General features: G+C 59.9%; 21 protein-coding genes. 9 read left to right on the top strand and 12 right to left on the bottom strand.

What is annotated here, in order from left to right:
• The first annotated feature begins 99 nt into the window (after positions 1-99).
• Together ACYQ47_RS12860 and ACYQ47_RS12855 are read left to right on the top strand one after the other, a co-directional pair.
• Entirely contained in the window at positions 100-918 is an 819-nt protein-coding gene (locus ACYQ47_RS12860) for a class I SAM-dependent methyltransferase (protein WP_459905587.1), read from the top strand.
• Between the two features lie 184 nt (positions 919-1,102).
• Positions 1,103-2,560, top strand: coding sequence for a tyrosinase family protein (locus ACYQ47_RS12855; RefSeq protein ID WP_459905586.1), 1,458 nt, complete (start codon positions 1,103-1,105; stop codon positions 2,558-2,560).
• A 7-nt stretch (positions 2,561-2,567) separates the two neighbouring features.
• Here ACYQ47_RS12855 and ACYQ47_RS12850 read toward each other — a convergent pair whose 3' ends face one another.
• From ACYQ47_RS12850 to ACYQ47_RS12800, 11 genes are all read right to left on the bottom strand, one after another.
• Positions 2,568-3,440, bottom strand: coding sequence for an anti-sigma factor family protein (locus ACYQ47_RS12850; protein ID WP_459905585.1), 873 nt, complete (start codon positions 3,438-3,440; stop codon positions 2,568-2,570).
• A complete protein-coding gene (locus ACYQ47_RS12845; RefSeq protein ID WP_244831775.1) occupies positions 3,437-3,955 on the bottom strand; it encodes an RNA polymerase sigma factor in 519 nt (172 codons plus the stop codon). The genes ACYQ47_RS12850 and ACYQ47_RS12845 overlap by 4 nt, the downstream gene beginning before the upstream one ends.
• Before the next feature lie 43 nt (positions 3,956-3,998).
• Positions 3,999-4,694 carry an anti-sigma factor family protein gene (locus ACYQ47_RS12840; RefSeq protein ID WP_459905584.1) on the bottom strand — a complete coding sequence of 232 codons (696 nt, stop codon included), beginning with the start codon at positions 4,692-4,694 and terminating at the stop codon, positions 3,999-4,001.
• Between the two features lie 110 nt (positions 4,695-4,804).
• Positions 4,805-5,122, bottom strand: coding sequence for a DUF4148 domain-containing protein (locus ACYQ47_RS12835; protein WP_244831773.1), 318 nt, complete (start codon positions 5,120-5,122; stop codon positions 4,805-4,807).
• A gap of 110 nt (positions 5,123-5,232) precedes the next feature.
• The gene (locus ACYQ47_RS12830) at positions 5,233-5,796 is read right to left on the bottom strand and encodes a thioredoxin family protein (RefSeq protein WP_459905583.1); all 564 of its coding nucleotides are present in this window, start codon (positions 5,794-5,796) and stop codon (positions 5,233-5,235) included.
• 159 nt (positions 5,797-5,955) lie between these two features.
• Entirely contained in the window at positions 5,956-6,810 is an 855-nt protein-coding gene (locus ACYQ47_RS12825; protein ID WP_459905582.1) for an MBL fold metallo-hydrolase, read from the bottom strand.
• Complete coding sequence (locus tag ACYQ47_RS12820) at positions 6,807-8,165, bottom strand: MFS transporter (protein WP_459905581.1); 1,359 nt, start codon at positions 8,163-8,165, stop codon at positions 6,807-6,809. The genes ACYQ47_RS12825 and ACYQ47_RS12820 overlap by 4 nt, the downstream gene beginning before the upstream one ends.
• Positions 8,166-8,182: 17 nt before the next feature.
• The gene (locus tag ACYQ47_RS12815) at positions 8,183-9,196 is read right to left on the bottom strand and encodes a succinylglutamate desuccinylase/aspartoacylase family protein (RefSeq protein WP_250527439.1); all 1,014 of its coding nucleotides are present in this window, start codon (positions 9,194-9,196) and stop codon (positions 8,183-8,185) included.
• A 97-nt stretch (positions 9,197-9,293) separates the two neighbouring features.
• A complete protein-coding gene (locus ACYQ47_RS12810) occupies positions 9,294-10,190 on the bottom strand; it encodes a LysR family transcriptional regulator (protein WP_459905580.1) in 897 nt (298 codons plus the stop codon).
• 107 nt (positions 10,191-10,297) lie between these two features.
• The gene (gene flhC, locus ACYQ47_RS12805) at positions 10,298-10,879 is read right to left on the bottom strand and encodes a flagellar transcriptional regulator FlhC (RefSeq protein ID WP_244831767.1); all 582 of its coding nucleotides are present in this window, start codon (positions 10,877-10,879) and stop codon (positions 10,298-10,300) included.
• A 2-nt stretch (positions 10,880-10,881) separates the two neighbouring features.
• Complete coding sequence (locus ACYQ47_RS12800; RefSeq protein ID WP_459905579.1) at positions 10,882-11,184, bottom strand: flagellar transcriptional regulator FlhD; 303 nt, start codon at positions 11,182-11,184, stop codon at positions 10,882-10,884.
• A 283-nt stretch (positions 11,185-11,467) separates the two neighbouring features.
• Between ACYQ47_RS12800 and ACYQ47_RS12795 the strand changes: the two genes are divergently transcribed.
• Positions 11,468-11,932, top strand: coding sequence for a hypothetical protein (locus ACYQ47_RS12795; RefSeq protein WP_459905578.1), 465 nt, complete (start codon positions 11,468-11,470; stop codon positions 11,930-11,932).
• Between the two features lie 322 nt (positions 11,933-12,254).
• Complete coding sequence (locus tag ACYQ47_RS12790; RefSeq protein WP_244831764.1) at positions 12,255-12,989, top strand: Crp/Fnr family transcriptional regulator; 735 nt, start codon at positions 12,255-12,257, stop codon at positions 12,987-12,989.
• 12 nt (positions 12,990-13,001) lie between these two features.
• Here ACYQ47_RS12790 and ACYQ47_RS12785 read toward each other — a convergent pair whose 3' ends face one another.
• Positions 13,002-14,345 (bottom strand): aminotransferase-like domain-containing protein, encoded by a 1,344-nt coding sequence (locus tag ACYQ47_RS12785; RefSeq protein WP_459905577.1) that lies wholly within the window; start codon positions 14,343-14,345, stop codon positions 13,002-13,004.
• 74 nt (positions 14,346-14,419) lie between these two features.
• On the opposite strand from ACYQ47_RS12785, the gene ACYQ47_RS12780 reads away from it, so the two are divergent.
• The 5 genes from ACYQ47_RS12780 to ACYQ47_RS12760 all read left to right on the top strand — a co-directional run bounded on the left by ACYQ47_RS12780 (position 14,420) and on the right by ACYQ47_RS12760 (position 19,361).
• On the top strand, positions 14,420-14,908 hold the full coding sequence (locus ACYQ47_RS12780) for a PaaI family thioesterase (protein WP_250494941.1): 489 nt from the start codon (positions 14,420-14,422) through the stop codon (positions 14,906-14,908).
• A 109-nt stretch (positions 14,909-15,017) separates the two neighbouring features.
• Entirely contained in the window at positions 15,018-15,827 is an 810-nt protein-coding gene (locus ACYQ47_RS12775) for a DeoR/GlpR family DNA-binding transcription regulator (RefSeq protein WP_250494942.1), read from the top strand.
• Between the two features lie 63 nt (positions 15,828-15,890).
• Positions 15,891-16,883 carry a tagatose kinase gene (locus ACYQ47_RS12770; RefSeq protein WP_459905576.1) on the top strand — a complete coding sequence of 331 codons (993 nt, stop codon included), beginning with the start codon at positions 15,891-15,893 and terminating at the stop codon, positions 16,881-16,883.
• The gene (locus tag ACYQ47_RS12765; RefSeq protein WP_459905575.1) at positions 16,876-18,174 is read left to right on the top strand and encodes a D-tagatose-bisphosphate aldolase, class II, non-catalytic subunit; all 1,299 of its coding nucleotides are present in this window, start codon (positions 16,876-16,878) and stop codon (positions 18,172-18,174) included. Before ACYQ47_RS12770 ends, ACYQ47_RS12765 begins: the two co-directional genes overlap by 8 nt.
• Positions 18,175-18,356: 182 nt before the next feature.
• Positions 18,357-19,361: an ABC transporter permease gene (locus ACYQ47_RS12760; protein ID WP_244831758.1), complete on the top strand. Its 1,005-nt coding sequence runs from the start codon at positions 18,357-18,359 to the stop codon at positions 19,359-19,361.
• Positions 19,362-19,372 lie beyond the last annotated feature (11 nt).

Below are 19,372 nucleotides of genomic sequence, written 5' to 3'. Positions count from 1 at the left end.
CCAGGCGCGAGTCTATAAAGACTGGTCGCGACCATCGAGACGTTGCGCGTCATTCGTCGTACTTGCGTACATTCGCAGCCCGCCCCCAACGGAGTTTCCATGAACACGACGATGAGCATGAGCTTCAAAACCCGAATGAAACGCACGATCAAATGGCGGCTGATCGCCGTGGTCGCCGCGTTGCCGGACTGGGTTCAGACGCTGCTCTTCGTCTCGTGGATCAGGCGCTTCGGCGAACACGTTCCTGTCTTGCGCGTGCTTTATAACGGCTGCTATAGAACGCATCCTATCGACCGCATGCTCGGCACCGATACAGGCGGCGTCTATCCGCCCGAATCCGACAGCGGCCCCGGCGCCGATGCGGGCAATCTACCGTATATGGGATCGCAGCCAAGCATTGTGCGGCATGCGCTGCGGCAACTCGGAGACGTGCGTGGCAGCACGTTCATCGATATCGGCTGCGGAAAAGGGCGGCCGATGATCGTGGCCACCGAGTTTCCCTTCGACGCCGTGCTCGGTTATGACCTGGCCGAGCCGCTCATCGAGATAGCGAACCGCAATGCCGAGATCGTTGCGCGCCGGTTTCCGCAGAGGATACGCATGCAGGCCTTCGTCGAGAATGCGCTCGAACTCGCATTTCCGAAGGGCGATCTCGTTGTCTTCCTGTTCAATCCCTTCGGCGCCGCGCTCATGGCAACGCTTCTGAACAATCTGGAGAAAGCGGTTGCAGATGCAACTATCCGCAAACTCACGGTGGTTTATATCTACCCCGTCTGCGCGCATATCTTCGATCAATCGCCGATCTTGACGCGACACCTCTCGTGCTCGATTCCCTATGACAGTCACGAAATAGGCTATGGGGCAGAGTCGGAGCAGACTGTGATCGTCTGGAGCAACGCAGCACGAACGGACGTTTGAGTTCCGGCAATGTGCGCTAGTACACGTTCACTTTCGTTGGGTATTCTAAATATTCGTTGAACCCTGCGCGAAGTGAACCATACTTCCTTGGCATTTTCCGATCACTACTGCCACGTCGGCTGACTCATTAGAAGAGTCGGACGCGGAGCGTTCGCGGGCAATCCGCGGGCACGAGGGGACAAACATGGCTTCCACGATTACCCGGCGCTCGTTCGTCACGGGGACGGCGTCGGCGCTTGCGCTTGCGTCCATACCCGAACTCGGTTTCGCCGCGACGCCCAATGTCATACGGCTCGAATGGCAAGTCTTCAAGACAACGCCTCACTACGCGTCGTTTCTCAATGCCATCCGCACCATGCGAGCCACGGCCGACAGCAGCAAACCGGCATCATGGCAGTACTGGAGCAACGTGCATTCGAATTATTGCCCGCATGGCGTGGCGTACTTTCTGACGTGGCATCGCGGTTATATCTATTACTTCGAACAACAACTGCGCACTGTGTCAGGCGATAACACGCTGACGCTTCCGTACTGGGATTACTACACGTATCCCGTGATGCCCTCCGAATTCACCGATACCGCGAGCGGCAATCCCTTATACACATCGCGTGTGAACACGAACGTCTATCAGGCGCTCGATTTGAGCCCGTTCGCGCGCAGCGTTGCCAATTTTCAGCGCGGCACGAGCAACGCGTTCGAGACTAAACTGGAGAATGCACCGCACAATCCGGTGCATGACATCATCGGCGGATACATGGCGGATATCATGACCGCGCCGCTCGATCCCATTTTCTATCTGCATCATGCGAATCTCGACCGCCTGTGGAATGCCTGGTCGTTACGCTCGACGAGCAAGGTTCCTGCGGCCAATAACAAGTACTGGTCCGGCAGCTTCACGTATGCGACCAACCTCACGATGACGAAGGCCAAGACGCGGACGACCACAGGGCTGGGATACGATTACGCCAACGATACCGTTCCAGTCATCTTGCCACCGCAAGCAGAACGCGGCGGAATCATTCGGGTTCAGGCGCAAATGTCACCCATAAGCGGACGTCCTCAGATAGGCACCTTTACCGCAAGCGCGGGGCGCACGGTGTCATCCACGCGGCGTTCGCTTGGCGGCGTGAAGGGCGTCGCCCTTGCCGACAACTCCATCAGCGCGCGCATTTCGCTTCTGGCCGCCAATGCCACGTTGCTGCGCGATGCGCTTGCCGTGGCTCCGGAAGCGGACGACAGCAGCGCGGTCGAATCGCAAGCGCAATCGCAAGCGGCCAGGCCCGCCGCTTCGGGATTTCGTCATGTGAATCTCGTGCTGGACGGCGTGTCCATGCCGGCGGCGGCGCGTGCCGGCGGATTCTTCTACAACGTCTATGTGAATTTGCCCGCAACCGGCGACCCGGATGCTCAACGCGATGCTCACTTCGTCGGCACGCTCGGCGCGTTCGAGGTATCGACAGCGACGCATCACGGCGGCAGCTCGATCGAGTTTCCCGTGACTGAATTGCTCGCGCGCGCGGGCGTGGCGAACCCGAATGAAGTGGTCGTGTCGTTCGTGCGCGTGAGCGGTGTGAATGCGGTTAAGGGAACGGCGATATCCATCGGCGAGATGCGCGTCGAACTTGCCGCGGATGCCCCATAAGCCGCGCTCACTGCGTTGATTTCTGTCCGTTTCTCGCGGTGAGTTGCTCGTACACGTCGTGCGACACCGTGAGCAATTGCGGCCGTGCAATCGCGCCCGATACCGCATAGCCGAAGTCGCCATCGACCCAATAGAACACGTTGACCGAGCCGTCCTGATACAGCTTGAACGCGGTGACGTCGCGGCTCACTTTGCGATGAGACACGTTGAGCGTGATGCGTTCGCCATTGGCATCGTGATACATGAACTGCGCGATAGGACCTTCATCGCCGGGCAAGAGACGGCCGCCCATCAGATTGAAGCCCACGCGCGTGAGCACGGGCGCGTGCACGTCGGTGCCGAGGCGGCTCGATAGCCACTTCACGAGTTCTTCTTCCTGATCCGCACCGACTTCGACGGGACGCGTGACCATTGGCGCATACGTGACATAGGCGATAGCCGATTGCCGCGCGAACGATTCGTCGCGGGAGAGACTGACGTGACGAAGCGAAGTGTTCTCGCCATTCGGCATGAGCATGTCGCGCGCTGTTTCGCTGAACATGCCGCCCGCGCCGATGCCGATACCCAGCACGAGTGCCGCAGCGAGTCCCGCAAAGCGCGGCCAATTCGCGGCTTCACGTCGACCCGCATCGACCTTCGTGACAGTACTGGATGCCGATTCGAGCGGCAGCACGAGACGTTGCGGCAGCGGCTCTTGCAATACGCGATCGTAACGATCATGCAGCATGCTGTTGAGCGAAAAGTAGTCGCTCACGCGGCCCGCGAGCGCGTCGTCGGTTTCAAGCAGCCGATCGATTTCCTCGCGCCGGTGTTCGGCGATCACGCCATCCACGTAGGCCTGGATTTCGTCCTCGCTGACGGAAGTCGATTGTCTGTTCATCGCACCACCTTCAATTGAGCGCTGTCCTGCTTGCCTGCCATTAGCGCGCGAAGCCGCTCGCGTCCGCGCGAAAGCCGCGACATTACCGTGCCGAGCGGTATTTCGAGGGCGAGCGCCACTTCCGCATAGCTCATCTCTTCGAGCCCGACAAGCAGCACCACTTGCCGCTGTTCGATGGGCAGACGCTGCAGCGCATAGTCGAGATCGCGCATTTCCAGCGATTGCGTGTCGCGGCTAGCCACCGCGAACTCGCTTTCGTCGATAGCTTCTTCATCGACGGAGACATGCACGGCTCGCGCATCCGCACGGCGCGTTTGGTTGGCGAACACGTTGTGCATGATCGTGAAAAGCCACGCGCGCAGGTCGGTGCCGGATTCGAATTTTTCGGTGTTGCGCAGGGCGCGTTCGAGCGTGTCCTGCACGAGATCGTCGGCGAGTTCCTGATTGCGGATGAGCGCACGCGAATAGCGCCGCAAACGCGGTACGTGGTCCATCAATTGGTCTCGCACGCTCATTGCGGCTCCTTGCAGCGGGCGGTTCGATTGGTGACGCGGGCGTTCACGAGGCATTCCCTTGCATGTTCTGTTGCTTCGCCAGCAAGTCGGCCGCGCGCATCAGTCCTTGCGTGCCCGCTCTAGCGCCCACCACTGTGCGCACGCCAGCGGTCGAAGTCCATTCGAGAAGGCGCGCCGCATCGATTCTATGCGCCTGCCACGGCGTTCGCATGGATGCCGCGGGTGCGCGCATCGAGAGCAGGACGAGCGGATCATTTAAAGCGTTGCGATAGGTGATTACGCTGACGGTCGAGAAAGCGCCGAGCGTCACGTTGCGTATGCAGTTAGCGCGAAATCCAAGCGACGAAAGATCGGGCGCGGCAGCGGCGGGAACGGGCGTTGTCGCTGTTGGTGCATCTATCGATAGTGCTTCGACAGCTGCGCGTTCGAGCGCCTCATCAGGGACGCGCACGGTGACCCAGATCGCCGAGATCATGAGCGCGAAACACGCCAGGATCGCCGCGAGTAACCGGAAGCGCAGGTCGATCGTGGGACGGCGCGATGCTGGTTGAGCGTGGCTGACGTCGTACATCGAACGCAGTCGCACGTTCAGTCGATCGTAAAACACGACTCTGCGCGCTTCATCCGGCCGCCGCGCCAGATAGGCGTGCAAGCGTTCGGTCCGTTCCGACGCGAGCACGCCGTCCGCGAAAGCCTGGACATCGGCTTCGGATAGACGCATTTCAGAGGGCGGATTCACGATTGCGGGCCTGTTCGAGGATCGGTTCAATGACGCAAACAGCGCCACGCCGCGTTTATTCCGCAAGACGCGAATATTTTTCGATGCAGCGGCGGGCGAGCTTGCGGCCATCAGGAACCGGCGTAGATATGGCAGAAGCTGTAGGGCCCCACGCATTGCGAGGCGCTCATGTTCATGCGTGCGTTGCCCGAGTCTCTCGTGGACGCGGCGCCGCCGTATGAGGTCGTATCCGCGGACTTCGCATGCGCAACCTGGTTCTGATAGATCGGGCTGACGTCGGGATACGACGCATCGACCACGAGTCGCGAGCCGTTTTGCTCGGCCTGAACGAGTTGTGCGCGGACTTCGGCGCGTGTGAGGCTCTGCGCGAAAGCGCCTGAGGAGAGGACGAGTGCGGCGGATACAGCGGCGAGTTTGACGAGGTTCATGTTCGGCTCCTTGAGCGTGTTTAATGAGCTTGCATGTAGACAAACAACCGTTGCGGCGAATCTATTCCCGAGAATTTTCGGCATGAACGTGCTTGCTGACTGAGGGTTGGTTACTTCGCTTTGTCGTCACGTGCGAGCAGTGCGCGAATCTTTTGCTCGGTCTGCGCGTATTGACCTTCGCCGAAGTGGCTATAGACGAGTTTGCCGTTCTGATCGATGAGATAGAAAGCTGGCCAGTATCGATTCCCATAGGCTCGCCATGTCGCGAACTCGTTGTCTTGCGCAACGGGGTATTCAATGCCATTGCGAACGATGGCTTTCCTGAGATTGCCCGTATCGCGTTCGAAGCCATACTCGGGCGAATGCACGCCCACCACGACGAGCCCTTTGTCGCGATAACGCGCATGCAAGTCCTTCACGTAGGGCAGCGTGTGAGCGCAATTGATGCAGTCGAAAGTCCAGAACTCGACGAGCACCACCTTGCCGCGCAGTTGCTTAAGATCGAGCGGCGCGCTGTTGAACCAGTTGTCGATACCCTTGAAGTCCGGCGCGCTTGCACCGTTCGCTACGGTTGCGGTAGTGGGCAACGAGACATGACTGGATGCGAAGACCGCGAACGCCGCGCTGCCCGCGATGCCCGCTGCAACAGCGGCGATCTTGAAACGACTGTACATGATTTACTCCTTTGGAGTCGATGTCAGGTCGTATTGGATCGCGGCGGTGTATCTCGCTTGTGGTGGTTATGAATCGGCGTGTGTCGCTCCAGGATGCGGATACGCTGTGATACGAAGCGTATCCGCAAGGCATGGGCATGACGACGCTTTAGCGCAAGCTCAATGGCTCGCGTTGTACGCAAGATAGCGCCAGACGAATTCATCGCCGATGCGCTGCACCTTGCCTGCTGAGGTCATCGGGAAATGCGCGGGAAAGACCGTTGCATTCGTCTCGGCTGCATGGTTCAAGAGCCATTCGCGCGAAGCGCGTGCAAGATCAGGTCGAAGGCAGAAGGTCGAACCGAACTGCGGTCTTGATACTTGCAACGGGCTATGCATGACATCGCCCGAGAAGAGCGCACGCTCGTTGCCGGACGTTATCTCTATCGCCATGTGTCCCGCGCTATGCCCGAAGGTTGGCCAAAACCGGATGCCTTCGCGAAGGATTGCGCCTTCGTCCGGCACGGTAAGCGCGATGCCCGCATCGATCAAAGGCGCAACGCTGTCATCGAACACCATGCGTCGCGGTGCGCCCGCGGGCGTGTCGAAAAACGCGCGCTCACGTTCGCCGAATACATGAGTCGCGTTGGGAAACACAGGCGTCCAGCGCCCGTTCTCCCAATGCGTATTCCAGCCGACGTGATCGACATGCAAATGCGTGAGCAGCACATAGTCCACGCGATGCCGGTCGAAGCCCGCCGCTTCGAAACGCTGCAGCACAGGGTTGTCGAGCCGGTCGAATAGCGCACTGAAGGGTCTTGGCTTTCCGTTGCCGATGCCCGTATCCACCACGAGCGTCAGCCCGTCGATCTCGACGACCCATAGATGTGTGCGTAGCGTCACTTGCTGATTGTCCGAACCGATGCTCGCCAAATCTTCGTTGGGAAACAGCACGTCGGCCTTTAACGAAAATTCCGTTTCGTCGATACGCGTGACCCGCATTTCATTAAGACGCCAGTCGAGCGCTGTGTTCATGCGTTCTTCCTCGTAGTCGATGCAATGCGCGTCGTCGCCAATGCGTAAAGCAGGGCGCTCGCAAGCGCGGATACACCGCCGACGATGGCGAGCGTCGTGCCTAAGCCGGCATGCGCACCCGCGAGATGCTCGTTGAGGTAGCCTACCGCGAGCGGACCGACGCCGCCGCTTATCGCATTGGTCATGAAGACGAGCAGCGCGATCGAACGGCCGCGCATGCGATTAGGCACGGCGATTTGCAGCGGCACAGGGGCGAGCGCCATCGCAATGCTCGCGGCGAGCGCGCATGCGCCGTAGAGCAAAATCGCGAGCGTGCTGTTGGTCACGAGCGGCATGGCGATGGCGGCGGGCACCAGCGCGGTAACGGCGCATGTCGACAGCATGAGGACTTTGTGTAGCGTGCGTTCGTCGGTGACGCGCGCGGCGAGCATGCCAGCAAGCGCCACGCCCATTATGCCGCCGGTCATGTAAGCAGGCGCGGCCATCTTTCCGACCATGGCGGGCGCAAGATGGAAGTGCCGCATGAGCAAGGTGGGAAACCACGCGGCATGCGAATAGAACAGCGTGATGAGCGCGACATAAGCGGCAAAGTACGGTGCGCAGAAGCGATTGCGCACGAACAGTTCGGCGAGCACTTCGCGTAGCGAGGGCAGGGCTTCATCAAAATCCGTATTGGCGATGCTGATAGTCGTGGCTTCGCGTCTTGCCGGCTCGCGAATCGTCAAGGCAACGAGTGCTGCCAGCACGAGTCCCGGTAGTCCGACGAGCACGAAAACCGCTTGCCACGGCTGAAAGCCATGCGCGGCGAGCCATGTACTCACGTCGCCGCCAGCGGCGGATAGCAGCATGCCGCCGCCGAAGAGTGCAAGCCCGCCGCCGATATACGGTCCCAGCATGAAGACGCTGCTCGCTCGCGCGACCTTACGCGGCGCGAAGATATCGCTGAAGATGGAGAGCGCCGCAGGACTCAGCGCCGCTTCCGCGATGGCGGTTCCCGCGCGCGCGAACAGCAGTTCGGTGAAGCTCGTCGCGAAGCCGCAAAGAGCCGTGGAAATGGCCCAGATCGCGACGCATATGGCGATCAGCCTGACGCGATTAGCGCGATCCACGAGACGCGCGACGAACACACCCGCAGTCGCATAGCACATGGTGAACGAGAAGCCTTGCAGCAGGCCGATTTGAGTATCGGTGATGCCGAGCGTGAGCTTGATCGGCTGCACGAGAATGCTGACGATCTGACGGTCCAGATACGAAAACGCGAAGCACGTGAAGAACAACAGCACGACGTACAGCGGATGACGGACGTCGAGCGGGGCATCGGCGTTAGAAGCCGACGCAAGCGGATGAGCGCTCATGCGAATGCTCCTTGAAATCAGTCGAGGGATGCTTCGGCGGCAAGAAGCGCAATGCAATCGCCAGCTTCGACGCGGGCAAAGGTGCGCGCACACATCACGCGACCATCGCCACGAAATGCGATGTCGCGCGGCGCGCGCCACGGTTCTTGTGGATCGAAGAGACGGCCCGCGAGCTGACCCGAGCGCACTTCGTCGTTCAAGGCGAAGGCGGGTTCGAAGACGCCCGCATGCGGCGCATACACGTAATGCTGCGTGCCTTCCACGCGTAGATAACGCGTCCTGGGCGGCGCATCGTGCGCGGCATCGTGCAATACATCGAGGCGATGCAGCACGCGCTGCAAACCGCTTTCGACGATAGCGAGATTCGCCGCGTCGCAACCGGCATGGCCGCCGAATTCGCCGCATAGGAAGAGCGTGTCGTGGCGTTCGGCCGCGGCTGCGAAGGTGCGATCCTCGCCGAGCAGATCCATGATCATGGTGTAGGGCGCGCCGAACGCGCGCACCAGATCGAGATAGCGCGCGCGACGTGCGGCATCGCCCGATGGCGGCGATGCAAGCAGTGTCGGCGCATGTTCGAAGCTCGCGCCGCCCGCGTGCAGGTCGATGACGACATCGGCGCGCGGCAGCAGTTCTGTCTCGACATAATGCGCAATCATCTCGGTCGGCTTGCCGTGACGTGAGCCGGGGAAGAGCCGGTTGAGATTGCCGCCGTCGATAGGCGATGTGCGCGAGCCATTCACGAACGCCGGAAAATTCAGCCCCGGTATGACGATGATACGACCTCGAATCGAAAGCGATGGCATGCGCTGCATGAGCTTCATCAGCGCGACGGGGCCTTCGTATTCGTCGCCGTGATTGCCGCCGGTAAGAAGCACCGTGGGGCCGTCGCCCGCGTTCAGGACGGCGAGCGGAATGGGGATATGACCGTATGCGGAACGGTCATGCGACCACGGTAGACGCAGTGTGCCGGTCTGAAAACCGTGGCGTTCGTAGTCGATATCGGTTGCAATGAGCGAGGCTGTAGTGGACATGAGCGGATCTCGAATCGAGTAGGTTCGTATCCACTATTGCCGACGAAATATCCGCTGGCCAATGCCGTTTTCTGCAGCGGGCGATGCCTTCAGGGCATCACGCTTCAGGGTGCTTTTGCGCTTCGAGCATTTCGATGAAGCGTTGCAATGCCGCGCTGCCGTGCTGCGCAAGAAAACAGAATTCGAGCGGCAACGACACCGACAGGTCCTCCACTTCGACGAAGCGCACGCGTGCGGGCGGACGTTCGCGATTGGCCGCATTAACGAGCGCCGCGCCGACGCCTGCCGCCACGAGCGAGAGAATCGCGGTTTCGGTGGAGGCTTCTTGGCGAATATTCAGCGTGAGACCGCGCTCGGCGCACGCGGAGATGAGGCGGTCATAGTAGGCCGCATAGACGTGTCGCGGAAACGCGATGAACGGCAACGCGGCAAGCTCGCTTGCACGCACCCTGGCTTGCGCGGCGAGCGGACATTGCTCGGGCACCGCAAGCACCACGTTCTGTTCGAGCAGCCGGATGCTGGCGAAGCCATCGGGCAGCGCGCCGAAGCGGTAACAAAAGCCGCCTTCGAGCCGTTCGGCGGCGATGGCATCGAGTTGCTCGGGCGTGTTCATCGGCTGCAATTCGAGCGCTATGTCGCGAGCGTTCTGCTGAAACGCGTTGAGCGCGGACAGCACGAGACCGCTCCACGATGCATTCTCGACGAAACCCACACGCAAACGTCCTTGTTCGCCCGATGCCATGCGATGCGCGAGCCGGTTCGCGGCATCGACATGGGCGAGGATCGCGCGTGCTTCGGAGAGATAGGCGATGCCGGCAGCGGTCAGCTTCAGGCCGCGCGGCGTGCGTTCGAAAAGCGTCGCGCCGATGGTCTGTTCGAGATCTTGAATCTGCCGGGAAATGGCGGGCTGCGTGACATGCAGATGCTCGGACGCGGCGCGCACGCTGCGCAATTCGGCAACGGCAATGAAGTAACGAAGATGGCGCAGTTCCATGTGTTGGTCTGGCGTGAGACGGCCATGTGAGCGGTGAGAGACACGAAGAAGTCTCTCACTTTGCCCGAGGAACTGCGATGCGAATGACCTTGGAAGAAGGCTTGGTGTTATGCGGCACGCGCCTGCAACGCGGCGCTTTCTTCGCGCGCGGCCTTCGCCGCCTTGGTCTTGCCTGCACGCGACGGCGGCTGGCAGATTCCGCAGACCATGCCGGTCGTGATGTCCTGCGAGTGCGCCACGAACTTGCCGTGGCAGCGCTTGCAGCCCGCGAGGCGCAGCATGCCGGCTTCCTTGAAGCGCACCAGCGTCCATGCGCGCGTCAGGTCCATTTGCAGCGGCTCGCCTTGCATCGTGAAATGCTCGGCATAAAGACCATAGGCGCGGCTCAAGAGATCGACGCGGTCCAGTTCGCGGCTGTTGGCTTCGAGAAACGCATAGACATTGGCGAACATGGATGCATGGATGTTCGGCCCCCATGTCAGATACCAGTCGGCGGAGAAGGGCAGCATGCCCTTGGGCGGTGAAGCACCCTTCACTTCGCGATAGAGGCGAATGAGACGGTCGCGCGAGAGCTTCGGAAACTCCGACTCGAGCACTTGCATGCGTGCGCCGAGTTTGATCAGCGTAACCGCGCGCAGCACCTGGCTTGCGTCGTCGGCGAGACTCTTCGTCGATGCAGTCGTGCTCATGTTCAGGCCACCAGAAGCGATGCGTTGGATGCGGCAGAAGCGCTTTGCGCGCGTTCCGTGAGACTGGCGAGGCCTGTGAGCAGCGCATGGCCGCCAAGGCGGAAGAAGCACAGCAGTTGCGACGACGAAGCCAGCCGCACGGTCTGGTCGGGCGACAACTGCGTCAGCGTTTGAGCCATTTCGGCGGACAGGCCGAGATGAGCCTGCGCCGCGTCCCGGTCTTCGGTCAGCACACGCTGCGCAAGCAGCAGATAAGACAGGTTCAATTCACGAATCGAATCGAGGGTTTGGCTGTCGTGCGTCATGGCGTTGGACCGAAGTTGACTGTGACGGGGAGTGTCGGAAACATCAGTTGTTTCAGAGCACGGAACCGATTGTGAGGCGATTCCATTTGTCATGCAACACAATGTTACAGAGGCAAACCTTTGCGATCGGACTTTTTTGAGTAGGCAAACGTTTATGGAAAGAAGATAAATACTTTATTGGCGTCCTGTCCGGAGAAAGAATCTTCTCACATGGACGAAATATGGGTCCGCCAGTGACGCTTCCAGTCTGATCAATCGTAAATATTTCCGCTGGTTCAAGAAAATGCTGCTCAGGCCTTTGATCGTTGAAAAAGTCACTTTCGGCAAAATATTCCGTAAAAATTTCTTTCGCCTGATGTATGAAAACGACAGAGTTACCACCCGTGAGGCGGAATTGTTTCCGCAAAACTTGAATCCAGATGTGATTCGGCGGTTCTTCACAGAAGGTTGTCGGCAGGCGAAAACGAGAGCGGGTATCTGCAATGCAACAATTTTGGCCGGGTTTTGTCATCCCTTCTCCTCAAGGCGCTCGGGCCGCCGAGATGCCGCAATTGCTTGCACCGCCTGCCTCGGCGGGGCGTTCTGCAGTCTAGTTCTTCCCTATCTTGGTTTCAGCGCGCGTCTATCGTGCAGCACTGCAACAATTTTGAAGCAAGTCTTTAACGGGCTCAAAAACATTGCCATTAAAAAAGCACCACTGGCCGATAAAGGCGCGCAAACGCTAAAACCGGTATTCGAGAAACACTGAAAGACGCTTGAAATGTAAGCAGGATCATTAAGCGGCGATTTAACGTGTTCGAAACTGAATCATTTTTCATCGGCCGCACTTCGTATGGCCCGGCACATTCCGGCTGACGCCTTGCTGGTATGAGGATTGAGGGCTCCTGGCACGCCTCTCGCTTATGTATGACAAAGCACGGTAGATAGTCGCGAACGGGAATCGAACAAGCGGCTAACGGTGCTACGGGGCTGGCCCTGAGGTTTCGATGATCGCCGTCAGATGCGATCACGAAACCTCAAGTGGCCAGAAAAAAGCACAGCGCAATGCGCACAGACCAAAAAGTCAAATCATGTTGAGCCTTCAATCAGACCTGCACGGCAACCATTTGTTGGGCGCGCTTCCGGCGCAAGAATGGCAAGCAATCGCTCCTCATCTCGAACTCGTCCAGTTGCGCACGGAACAGTTGCTTTGCGATTCCGGACAACGCATTCACCACGTGTACTTCCCGACCACGGCTATCGTCTCGCTTCTGCATACGATGGAAGACGGCGGCTCGGTGGAAGTCGCGGCAGTGGGCCGTGAAGGCATGACGGGTGTTCCGGTGCTCACGGGCGGCGACACCATGCCGACGCGCGTTCAAGTGCAGTGCGCGGGTTTTGCGTATCGCATGAGCGCGGGCGCCTTGCGTGAACACTTCGGCAAGTCGGACTTTCTGCGTCGTGTGATGCTGCTGTATATGCAAGCCCTGCTGACGCAAGTCGCGCAAACGGCCGCTTGCAATCGTCACCATTCGCTCTCGAAGCAACTGTGCCGCTGGCTGCTGATTCAAACGGACCGCACCCCGTCGGATCAACTGCGCGTGACGCAGCAAATGATCGCGGACATGCTCGGCGTGCGTCGCGAAGGCGTGACGGAAGCCGCAGGCAAGCTGCACGACGCGGGCCTGATCCATCACAGCCGTGGCTGTATCAAGGTGCTCGACCGCGCCGGTCTGGAAGAGCGTGCGTGCGAATGCTACGGCATCGTCAAGCGTGAGTTCGAACGCATGTTGCCGCGCACGCGTCAAGCCGAGGCGCTGGTCTAAAGGCCAAAGCGCTCAGATTGGAAAGTGCTCGATGGTGTCGCGTACCTGCTTCAGTACGTGTTCGAGCATTTCCATGGGCACTGAACTCAAGCCTATACGTAAGGCTCGCGGTGCATGCCGCGTCGTCGCATAGGACTCTGCTTTCGATACGGCGATACCCTGCGAAGCCAGCGCCGTCGCTACGCGATCCGCGCGCAAGTCTTCTGGCAAGCGTAGCCAGAGGAACAGCGAGGACGGGTGCGCGAGCATCTCCATGTTCGCGAACACGTCTCGCGCGATCGCTTGTCTGCGGCGCGCTTCGCGGCGCAGCATGACTTCGTGCCGCGCGACGGTGCCGTCGGCCATCCAGCGCGTGGCTATCGCAGTGACTATGCTCGGCATGCTCCAGTAACTTGCGCGGATCGTGGCCTTGATGCGGCTCGTGCAGTCTTCTGGCGCGACAATAAAGCCAAAGCGCAGGCCGCTTGCGAGACTCTTGGCCAAACTCGATACATACACCGTTCGCTCAGGCGCCAGCGCCACGAGCGGCGGCGGTGCGTCGTTCACGAGATACGCGTAGGCGGCGTCTTCGATCAACATACAGTCGTGACGCCGTGCGATCTCGACCAAACGATGACGCTGTTTAGCCGACAGCACCCAGCCGAGCGGATTGTGCACGGTTGGCATGGTGTAGATCGCGCGTATGCGGTGACGGCGGCATAGCTTGTCGAGCGCGTCGAGATCGGGACCGTCATCCAGGGTGGGGATCGCGTGCACATCGCGGCCTTGCGTATGCGCGAGCATCTTGAATCCCGGATAAGTCAGCGCGTCAGCCGCAACGGAATCGTGCGGCTCGAGCAGTGCGCGCGTCGTGATGTCGAGACCTTGCTGCGCGCCAAGCACTAAGAAGATTTGCTCGGCTTCCACGCGAATTCCACGCGCCTTGGCCAGAAACTTGGCGACAATGGCGCGCTCATGAAGCCGGCCACCAGGCGGTTGCTGACGCATGAGCGCGGCAAGGTCGCCTGAAGATGCGAGTTCGCGCAACATCGAGCGCAATAGGTCGGTCTGACCCGGCCACGTTGGATGATTGAACGACAGATCGGCGGTGCTGCCTGAAAGCCGCGCTTCATCGCCGATATCCCACTCGCGTTTTTGCGGCCGGTCGCGCACGAAGGTGCCACGACCGGTTTCGCCGACAACTAGACCCAACGACTTCAGCTCCGCATAGACCTTGGTCGCCGACGCGATGGCAATGCCGTAACGCGTGGCAAGCTGCCGATGCGTGGGCAATAGCGCTCCCGGGTGCAGTTTGCCATTGCGTATATCGGCTTCGAGCGTGGCTGCAACTTTCCTGACCTGTGTCGTTGCGCTCATGTGTATGTAGGACAATTATTTGATTGTCCTAGTTTAAGCGATTATTGTCGGAAAAACACCGAGTTGGAGCCGACATGACCGATAGCGCACACCGCCACGTTCCCGTCCTCGAGTTCCTGAAGCGTCAACTAGACGGCAGCCTCACTGCCGATACCGTCACGCACATGCGTTATCCCACCGCGATATCGGCGCTGCTCAAGTTTCGCATCGTCGAAATAGGCGAAGCGCTGGCCGTTATCGAGCTCGATGCCGATTGCGCCATTCACGGCAATCAACAAGGCACCGTGCACGGCGGTCTTTTGTGCGAACTCGCCGATGCGGCTATCGGCACGGCGCATTCCACTGTGATGGACATCGAGGAGAGCTTCACGAGCATCGACCTGAGGGCGACCTTTCTGCGCCCCGTGTGGAAATCGAGGCTTTCGGCGCGCGCATGGGCCGAGCATCGCGGCAGGACCATCAGTCATTACCGATGCGACATTCAGCGCGAAGACGGCAAATTCGTGGCGAGCGTCGCGAGCACGGTAATGACATTGCGCGGCGCATTAGCAAAAAACCGCTAAGTACCAAGCGGGAAAACACCTACGGATCACGAAGGGAAATGCCTTTGACGTTCTTTCGAATCGAAACTAGACTCTTACGGAACAAAAGACATTTCGACTCGACGATTCGATGCTCACCAACAAGAGTTCGCTTAAGCGGCGGCTGCAGATCGTCGAACTTGTGCGCAAGCGCGGCGAAGTGTCTGTCGAGGAACTCAGTCAGGCGTTCGACGTTTCGAGCGTCACCATTCGAAGTGATCTGACGTATCTCGAGCAGCAGCGTTATTTGCTGCGCTCGTTTGGCAAGGCGCGCTATCTCGTGCAGAAAACGGGCGACGATATTCTCGTGCCGGCGTCGGATGGCGCCACGCGCAAGGCGTCCGAGAGCATGATCGCGCGAATTGCCGCTGAAGCCGTGGGCGATCACGAAGCACTCTTGCTGGGAGCGGGAGAGATCATTCACAAGATCATTCCGTTTTTGTCGGACCGCGCCAACCTGTCGCTTCTCGTGCAGGACGTCGCGGTCGGCGGCATGGCGCAGCGCTTTCTGCATTGCGAGTTACTTCTGACCGGCGGCCAACTGGAGCATGGCGCAACTGCGATGACTGGACCCGACGCCGAGGCATCGGTGGCGCGTCATTCGCTCGATCTGTGCATTCTTCAGGCGTCGGGGCTCGATCGCGATGGCAATCTGCTGGCTGCCGACCCTGCACAGGCGCGCGTTGCGCAAGCGGCAAGACGTACGGCCAAGCGGACGGTCGTCGTCGCTTATCAGCCGCTGCTCGACGAGCGCAACGGCGAAGTCTTCGCAAGCGTGGCAGATATCGACACGTTGATAATGGATGACGGTATCGATTCGCCGACGCTCGACACCGTGTCGCGCAACGGTCTGCAATTGCAGCGAAGGGATAGCGGCATTCTGGAGTTTAGGCAGAATTAAGTTGAAAGCGCGGTACGCCCTGAACGTCAATCTGCCTTGTTGGCATCCTGACCAAAGAACGCCATGGACGAAGCTCAAGCTCAAGCGCAAGAGGCCGGCCGCACCGGCTACATCGTAACGATGGGCGAGATCCTCGTCGAAATCCTGGCGACTCAAATCGGGCAGTCGTTTCGCCGGCCAGGCACGTTGATGGGACCGTATGCGAGCGGCGCGCCTGCCATCTTCATCGATCAGGTGGCGAAGTCGGGCAGTCGTTGCGCGATCATCGGCTGCGTCGGCGACGACGACTTCGGCGTGCTCAACGTCGAACGGTTGCGTGACGACGGCGTCGATGTGTCGGGCATCTCCGTGATCAAATCCGCGACGACAGGTAGTGCCTTCGTGACGTATCGCGAAGACGGCGACCGCGACTTCATCTACAACATTGCGAATAGCGCGTCGGGGCATTTGTCAGTCGGCGAGATCCGCGAGCACTTGCTGAAAGAGTGTGGTCACTTTCATGTGATGGGCTCATCGCTGTTCTCGTTTCGCATCATCGAGGCGATGAAGAAGGTGATCGAGACCGTGAAGGCAAACGGCGGTACGGTTAGCTTCGATCCAAACATTCGCAAGGAAATGCTGCGCATTCCGGAGATGCGCGAGGCGCTCGACTTCATTCTCGACTACACCGATGTGTTTCTTCCGAGCGGCCACGAAGTAATGCTGCTTGCGAATGCGCGAACGGAGCAAGGCGCAATCGACGAACTGCTTGCGCGCGGCGTGCGCGAGGTCGTCATCAAGCGCGGCAAGGACGGCTGTAGTCATTACGACGGCAATCACGCGAGCCACTTCGCGGCATTGTCGGTTACGGAGGTCGATCCTACCGGCGCGGGCGATTGCTTCGGCGGGACATACATTGCGTGCCGCGCGCAGGGCTTTTCCGTGGAGCGCGCCCTCAAGTATGCAAGCGCGGCGGGCGCGCGGGCCGTGACGTTCCGTGGTCCGATGGAAGGCACGGCGACACTTGCCGAACTCGATGCGTTCATCGCCGCGACATCGGAGGCAAAGCATGACTGACATCGTCACGCGCTTGACCGGCGACGAGCGCGCCGCCGGGCGCCTGAAAGGCATCTATTCGATTTGTTCGGCGCATCACTGGGTGATCGAAGCCGCGATGAAGCAGGCGCTCGATGACGACACGCCCTTGCTCCTGGAATCGACGTCGAATCAGGTGGATCAGTATGGTGGTTACACCGGCATGAAGCCTGCGGATTTCGTTCGCTTCGTGCATGGCCTTGCCGATCGCATGGGCTTTGATCGCCATAGATTGCTTCTCGGTGGCGATCATTTAGGCCCTAACGCATGGCGTAATCTGCCTGCCGAAGATGCCATGCAACGCGCCGATGCCTTGATCGATGCTTATGCCGCCGCAGGTTTCAGAAAGCTCCATCTCGATGCAAGCATGCCCTGCGCCGATGACCCCGCGCGTCTATCCGACGAGGTCGTGGCCGAACGTGCCGCGCGTATGTGCGCCGTCGCCGAAGCGGCTGCCGCGCGCGTGGGGCTCGCCGAAGGTCCGGTGTATATCATCGGCACTGAAGTGCCCGTTCCGGGCGGTGCATCGGAAGAACTTGCCACCGTGGAGGTTACGCACGCGAGCGCTGCGCTCGAAACCGTCGCCGTGCATCGCAAGGCTTGGGATGCACGCGGACTCGGCGCGGCGTGGGAGCGTGTGGTGGGACTTGTCGTTCAACCCGGCGTGGAGTTCGATCATACGAGGGTCGTCGACTACGCCCCCGCGCTTGCAAGCGGACTTTCCAAGGTGCTCGAAAGGCTACCGGGTATCGTGTTCGAAGCGCATTCCACCGATTATCAAAAGCCCGAGGCGCTCTCGGCGCTGGTCGATGATGGCTTCGCCATTCTCAAGGTGGGACCGGGCGTAACCTTCGCTTTGCGTGAAGCGCTTTATGCATTGGCGGACATCGAGTGCGAACTCCTCGCGCCGAATATCCGGTCGAATCTGCGTGAGATAGTCGAACGCGTGATGCGCGCGAAACCCAACAACTGGGAGAAGTACTATCACGGCAGCGACGCGGAGAAGCGGTTGCTGCGAACCTATAGCTATAGCGACCGCGTGCGCTACTACTGGTCCGACCATGATATCGATGAGGCGACGCGCAAGCTGGTGGCGAACCTCGCGAACATCGGCATACGGGAAAACCTCATCAGCCGCTATCTGCCGGAGCAATACTGGCAGGTGAGGCGGGGGTCGATCGATGCATCGCCCATGAGCCTTATTTACAGCAAGGTCCGCGACGTAATCCGTGTTTATGCGGAGGCCTGCCGCATGCATACGCAGGCAAAGTGATCGAATGAAAACTAAGGAATCCAATATTTGAAAGCAGGTTCATAGGTGAACCGGATCGCGCCTCAAGCCCGGCAGGGAAAACCCGCTTTGACTGGGTTTCGACCCGAAACTAAACTCTTTCAGCACAAAAACAGCTTGTCCATGACACGCGACGGGCGCACAGAGGCACTGGAGGCGACACCATGAGCAAGCCAACGCTGGCAGCCAGCGAGCGGGCGAGACCCCGTCGCGGGTTCGCCGCTCAATTGCTGCACTCGCGCGAAACCGGTATCGTCGGCGCCCTGCTGATCATGGTCGTGCTTCTGTCGATCTTCGCGCCCGACTTCGCGAGCAAGGGCAACCTCCTCAACGACGCGCGCAACCTGTCCTTCATTGGCATCGTGGTGCTGGGGCAGGCAGCGGTGATGATCACGGGCGGCATCGATCTCTCGGTCGGCAGCGTATGGGGACTGGCCGCCGTCGCGTCAGCCGCGATGATGCAGGCCGGCATGCCTGTGTTTCCCGCTTGCGTGCTGACGCTGCTCATAGCCGCGTGCGTCGGCCTCTTCAACGGCTTCTGCGTCACCAAACTGCGCATGCTGCCCTTCGTGCCTACGCTTGCCACCATGAGCATTGCGCGGGCGTTGGCGCTCGTCATTACGCGCGGCAAGGCTATCGATGGCTTTCGTCCCGATGGCGATTCGTTTTTTGCCCTCGGCGGCGGCGACTTTCTCGATCTGCCTGTACCGTTTCTGATTTTCGTGGCGCTCGCCATCGTGTCCGCCATCGTTCTGAAGCGTACCGTCTATGGCCGCCAGTTATACGCGGTAGGCGGCAACGAACGCGCGGCCATGCTCACCGGCCTCAACGTCGACCGCCTCAAGATGAGCGTCTACGTGATGTCGTCGGTGCTCGCGGGTCTCGCGGGCATCATCGAAGTGAGCTATCTCTCGTCGGCAATCTCCAATCAAGGATTGGGCAAGGAGCTGAGCGTGATCGCGGCGGCTGTCATCGGCGGAACGGCGTTGTCCGGCGGCGAAGGTACCGTGATCGGCGTATTCGTCGGCACCGTCATTCTCGAAGTGCTGCGCAACGGTCTCGTTCTGCTCGGCACGGACGCTTACTGGCAAGGGGTGTTCGTCGGTTCGGTGATCGTTCTTGCCGTGTTTATCGATCAACTTAGAAAAGGCGTCTGGCGACGTCGATGAAAGCTGTATTA

The organism is Caballeronia sp. HLA56 (assembly GCF_054655155.1).
Note: the sequence above shows the minus strand (reverse complement) of the source record. Positions and strands in the feature narration are given on the sequence as shown.

What these genes read in the sequence shown, in the direction of transcription:
- ACYQ47_RS12860 (WP_459905587.1), top strand. Translation starts at nt 100, where the DNA reads ATGAACACGACGATGAGCATGAGCTTCAAAACCCGAATGAAACGCACG.
- ACYQ47_RS12855 (WP_459905586.1), top strand. Translation starts at nt 1,103, where the DNA reads ATGGCTTCCACGATTACCCGGCGCTCGTTCGTCACGGGGACGGCGTCG.
- ACYQ47_RS12850 (WP_459905585.1), bottom strand. Translation starts at nt 3,440, where the DNA reads ATGAACAGACAATCGACTTCCGTCAGCGAGGACGAAATCCAGGCCTAC.
- ACYQ47_RS12845 (WP_244831775.1), bottom strand. Translation starts at nt 3,955, where the DNA reads ATGAGCGTGCGAGACCAATTGATGGACCACGTACCGCGTTTGCGGCGC.
- ACYQ47_RS12835 (WP_244831773.1), bottom strand. Translation starts at nt 5,122, where the DNA reads ATGAACCTCGTCAAACTCGCCGCTGTATCCGCCGCACTCGTCCTCTCC.
- ACYQ47_RS12830 (WP_459905583.1), bottom strand. Translation starts at nt 5,796, where the DNA reads ATGTACAGTCGTTTCAAGATCGCCGCTGTTGCAGCGGGCATCGCGGGC.
- ACYQ47_RS12825 (WP_459905582.1), bottom strand. Translation starts at nt 6,810, where the DNA reads ATGAACACAGCGCTCGACTGGCGTCTTAATGAAATGCGGGTCACGCGT.
- ACYQ47_RS12820 (WP_459905581.1), bottom strand. Translation starts at nt 8,165, where the DNA reads ATGAGCGCTCATCCGCTTGCGTCGGCTTCTAACGCCGATGCCCCGCTC.
- ACYQ47_RS12815 (WP_250527439.1), bottom strand. Translation starts at nt 9,196, where the DNA reads ATGTCCACTACAGCCTCGCTCATTGCAACCGATATCGACTACGAACGC.
- ACYQ47_RS12810 (WP_459905580.1), bottom strand. Translation starts at nt 10,190, where the DNA reads ATGGAACTGCGCCATCTTCGTTACTTCATTGCCGTTGCCGAATTGCGC.
- flhC (WP_244831767.1), bottom strand. Translation starts at nt 10,879, where the DNA reads ATGAGCACGACTGCATCGACGAAGAGTCTCGCCGACGACGCAAGCCAG.
- ACYQ47_RS12800 (WP_459905579.1), bottom strand. Translation starts at nt 11,184, where the DNA reads ATGACGCACGACAGCCAAACCCTCGATTCGATTCGTGAATTGAACCTG.
- ACYQ47_RS12795 (WP_459905578.1), top strand. Translation starts at nt 11,468, where the DNA reads ATGCTGCTCAGGCCTTTGATCGTTGAAAAAGTCACTTTCGGCAAAATA.
- ACYQ47_RS12790 (WP_244831764.1), top strand. Translation starts at nt 12,255, where the DNA reads ATGTTGAGCCTTCAATCAGACCTGCACGGCAACCATTTGTTGGGCGCG.
- ACYQ47_RS12785 (WP_459905577.1), bottom strand. Translation starts at nt 14,345, where the DNA reads ATGAGCGCAACGACACAGGTCAGGAAAGTTGCAGCCACGCTCGAAGCC.
- ACYQ47_RS12780 (WP_250494941.1), top strand. Translation starts at nt 14,420, where the DNA reads ATGACCGATAGCGCACACCGCCACGTTCCCGTCCTCGAGTTCCTGAAG.
- ACYQ47_RS12775 (WP_250494942.1), top strand. Translation starts at nt 15,018, where the DNA reads ATGCTCACCAACAAGAGTTCGCTTAAGCGGCGGCTGCAGATCGTCGAA.
- ACYQ47_RS12770 (WP_459905576.1), top strand. Translation starts at nt 15,891, where the DNA reads ATGGACGAAGCTCAAGCTCAAGCGCAAGAGGCCGGCCGCACCGGCTAC.
- ACYQ47_RS12765 (WP_459905575.1), top strand. Translation starts at nt 16,876, where the DNA reads ATGACTGACATCGTCACGCGCTTGACCGGCGACGAGCGCGCCGCCGGG.
- ACYQ47_RS12760 (WP_244831758.1), top strand. Translation starts at nt 18,357, where the DNA reads ATGAGCAAGCCAACGCTGGCAGCCAGCGAGCGGGCGAGACCCCGTCGC.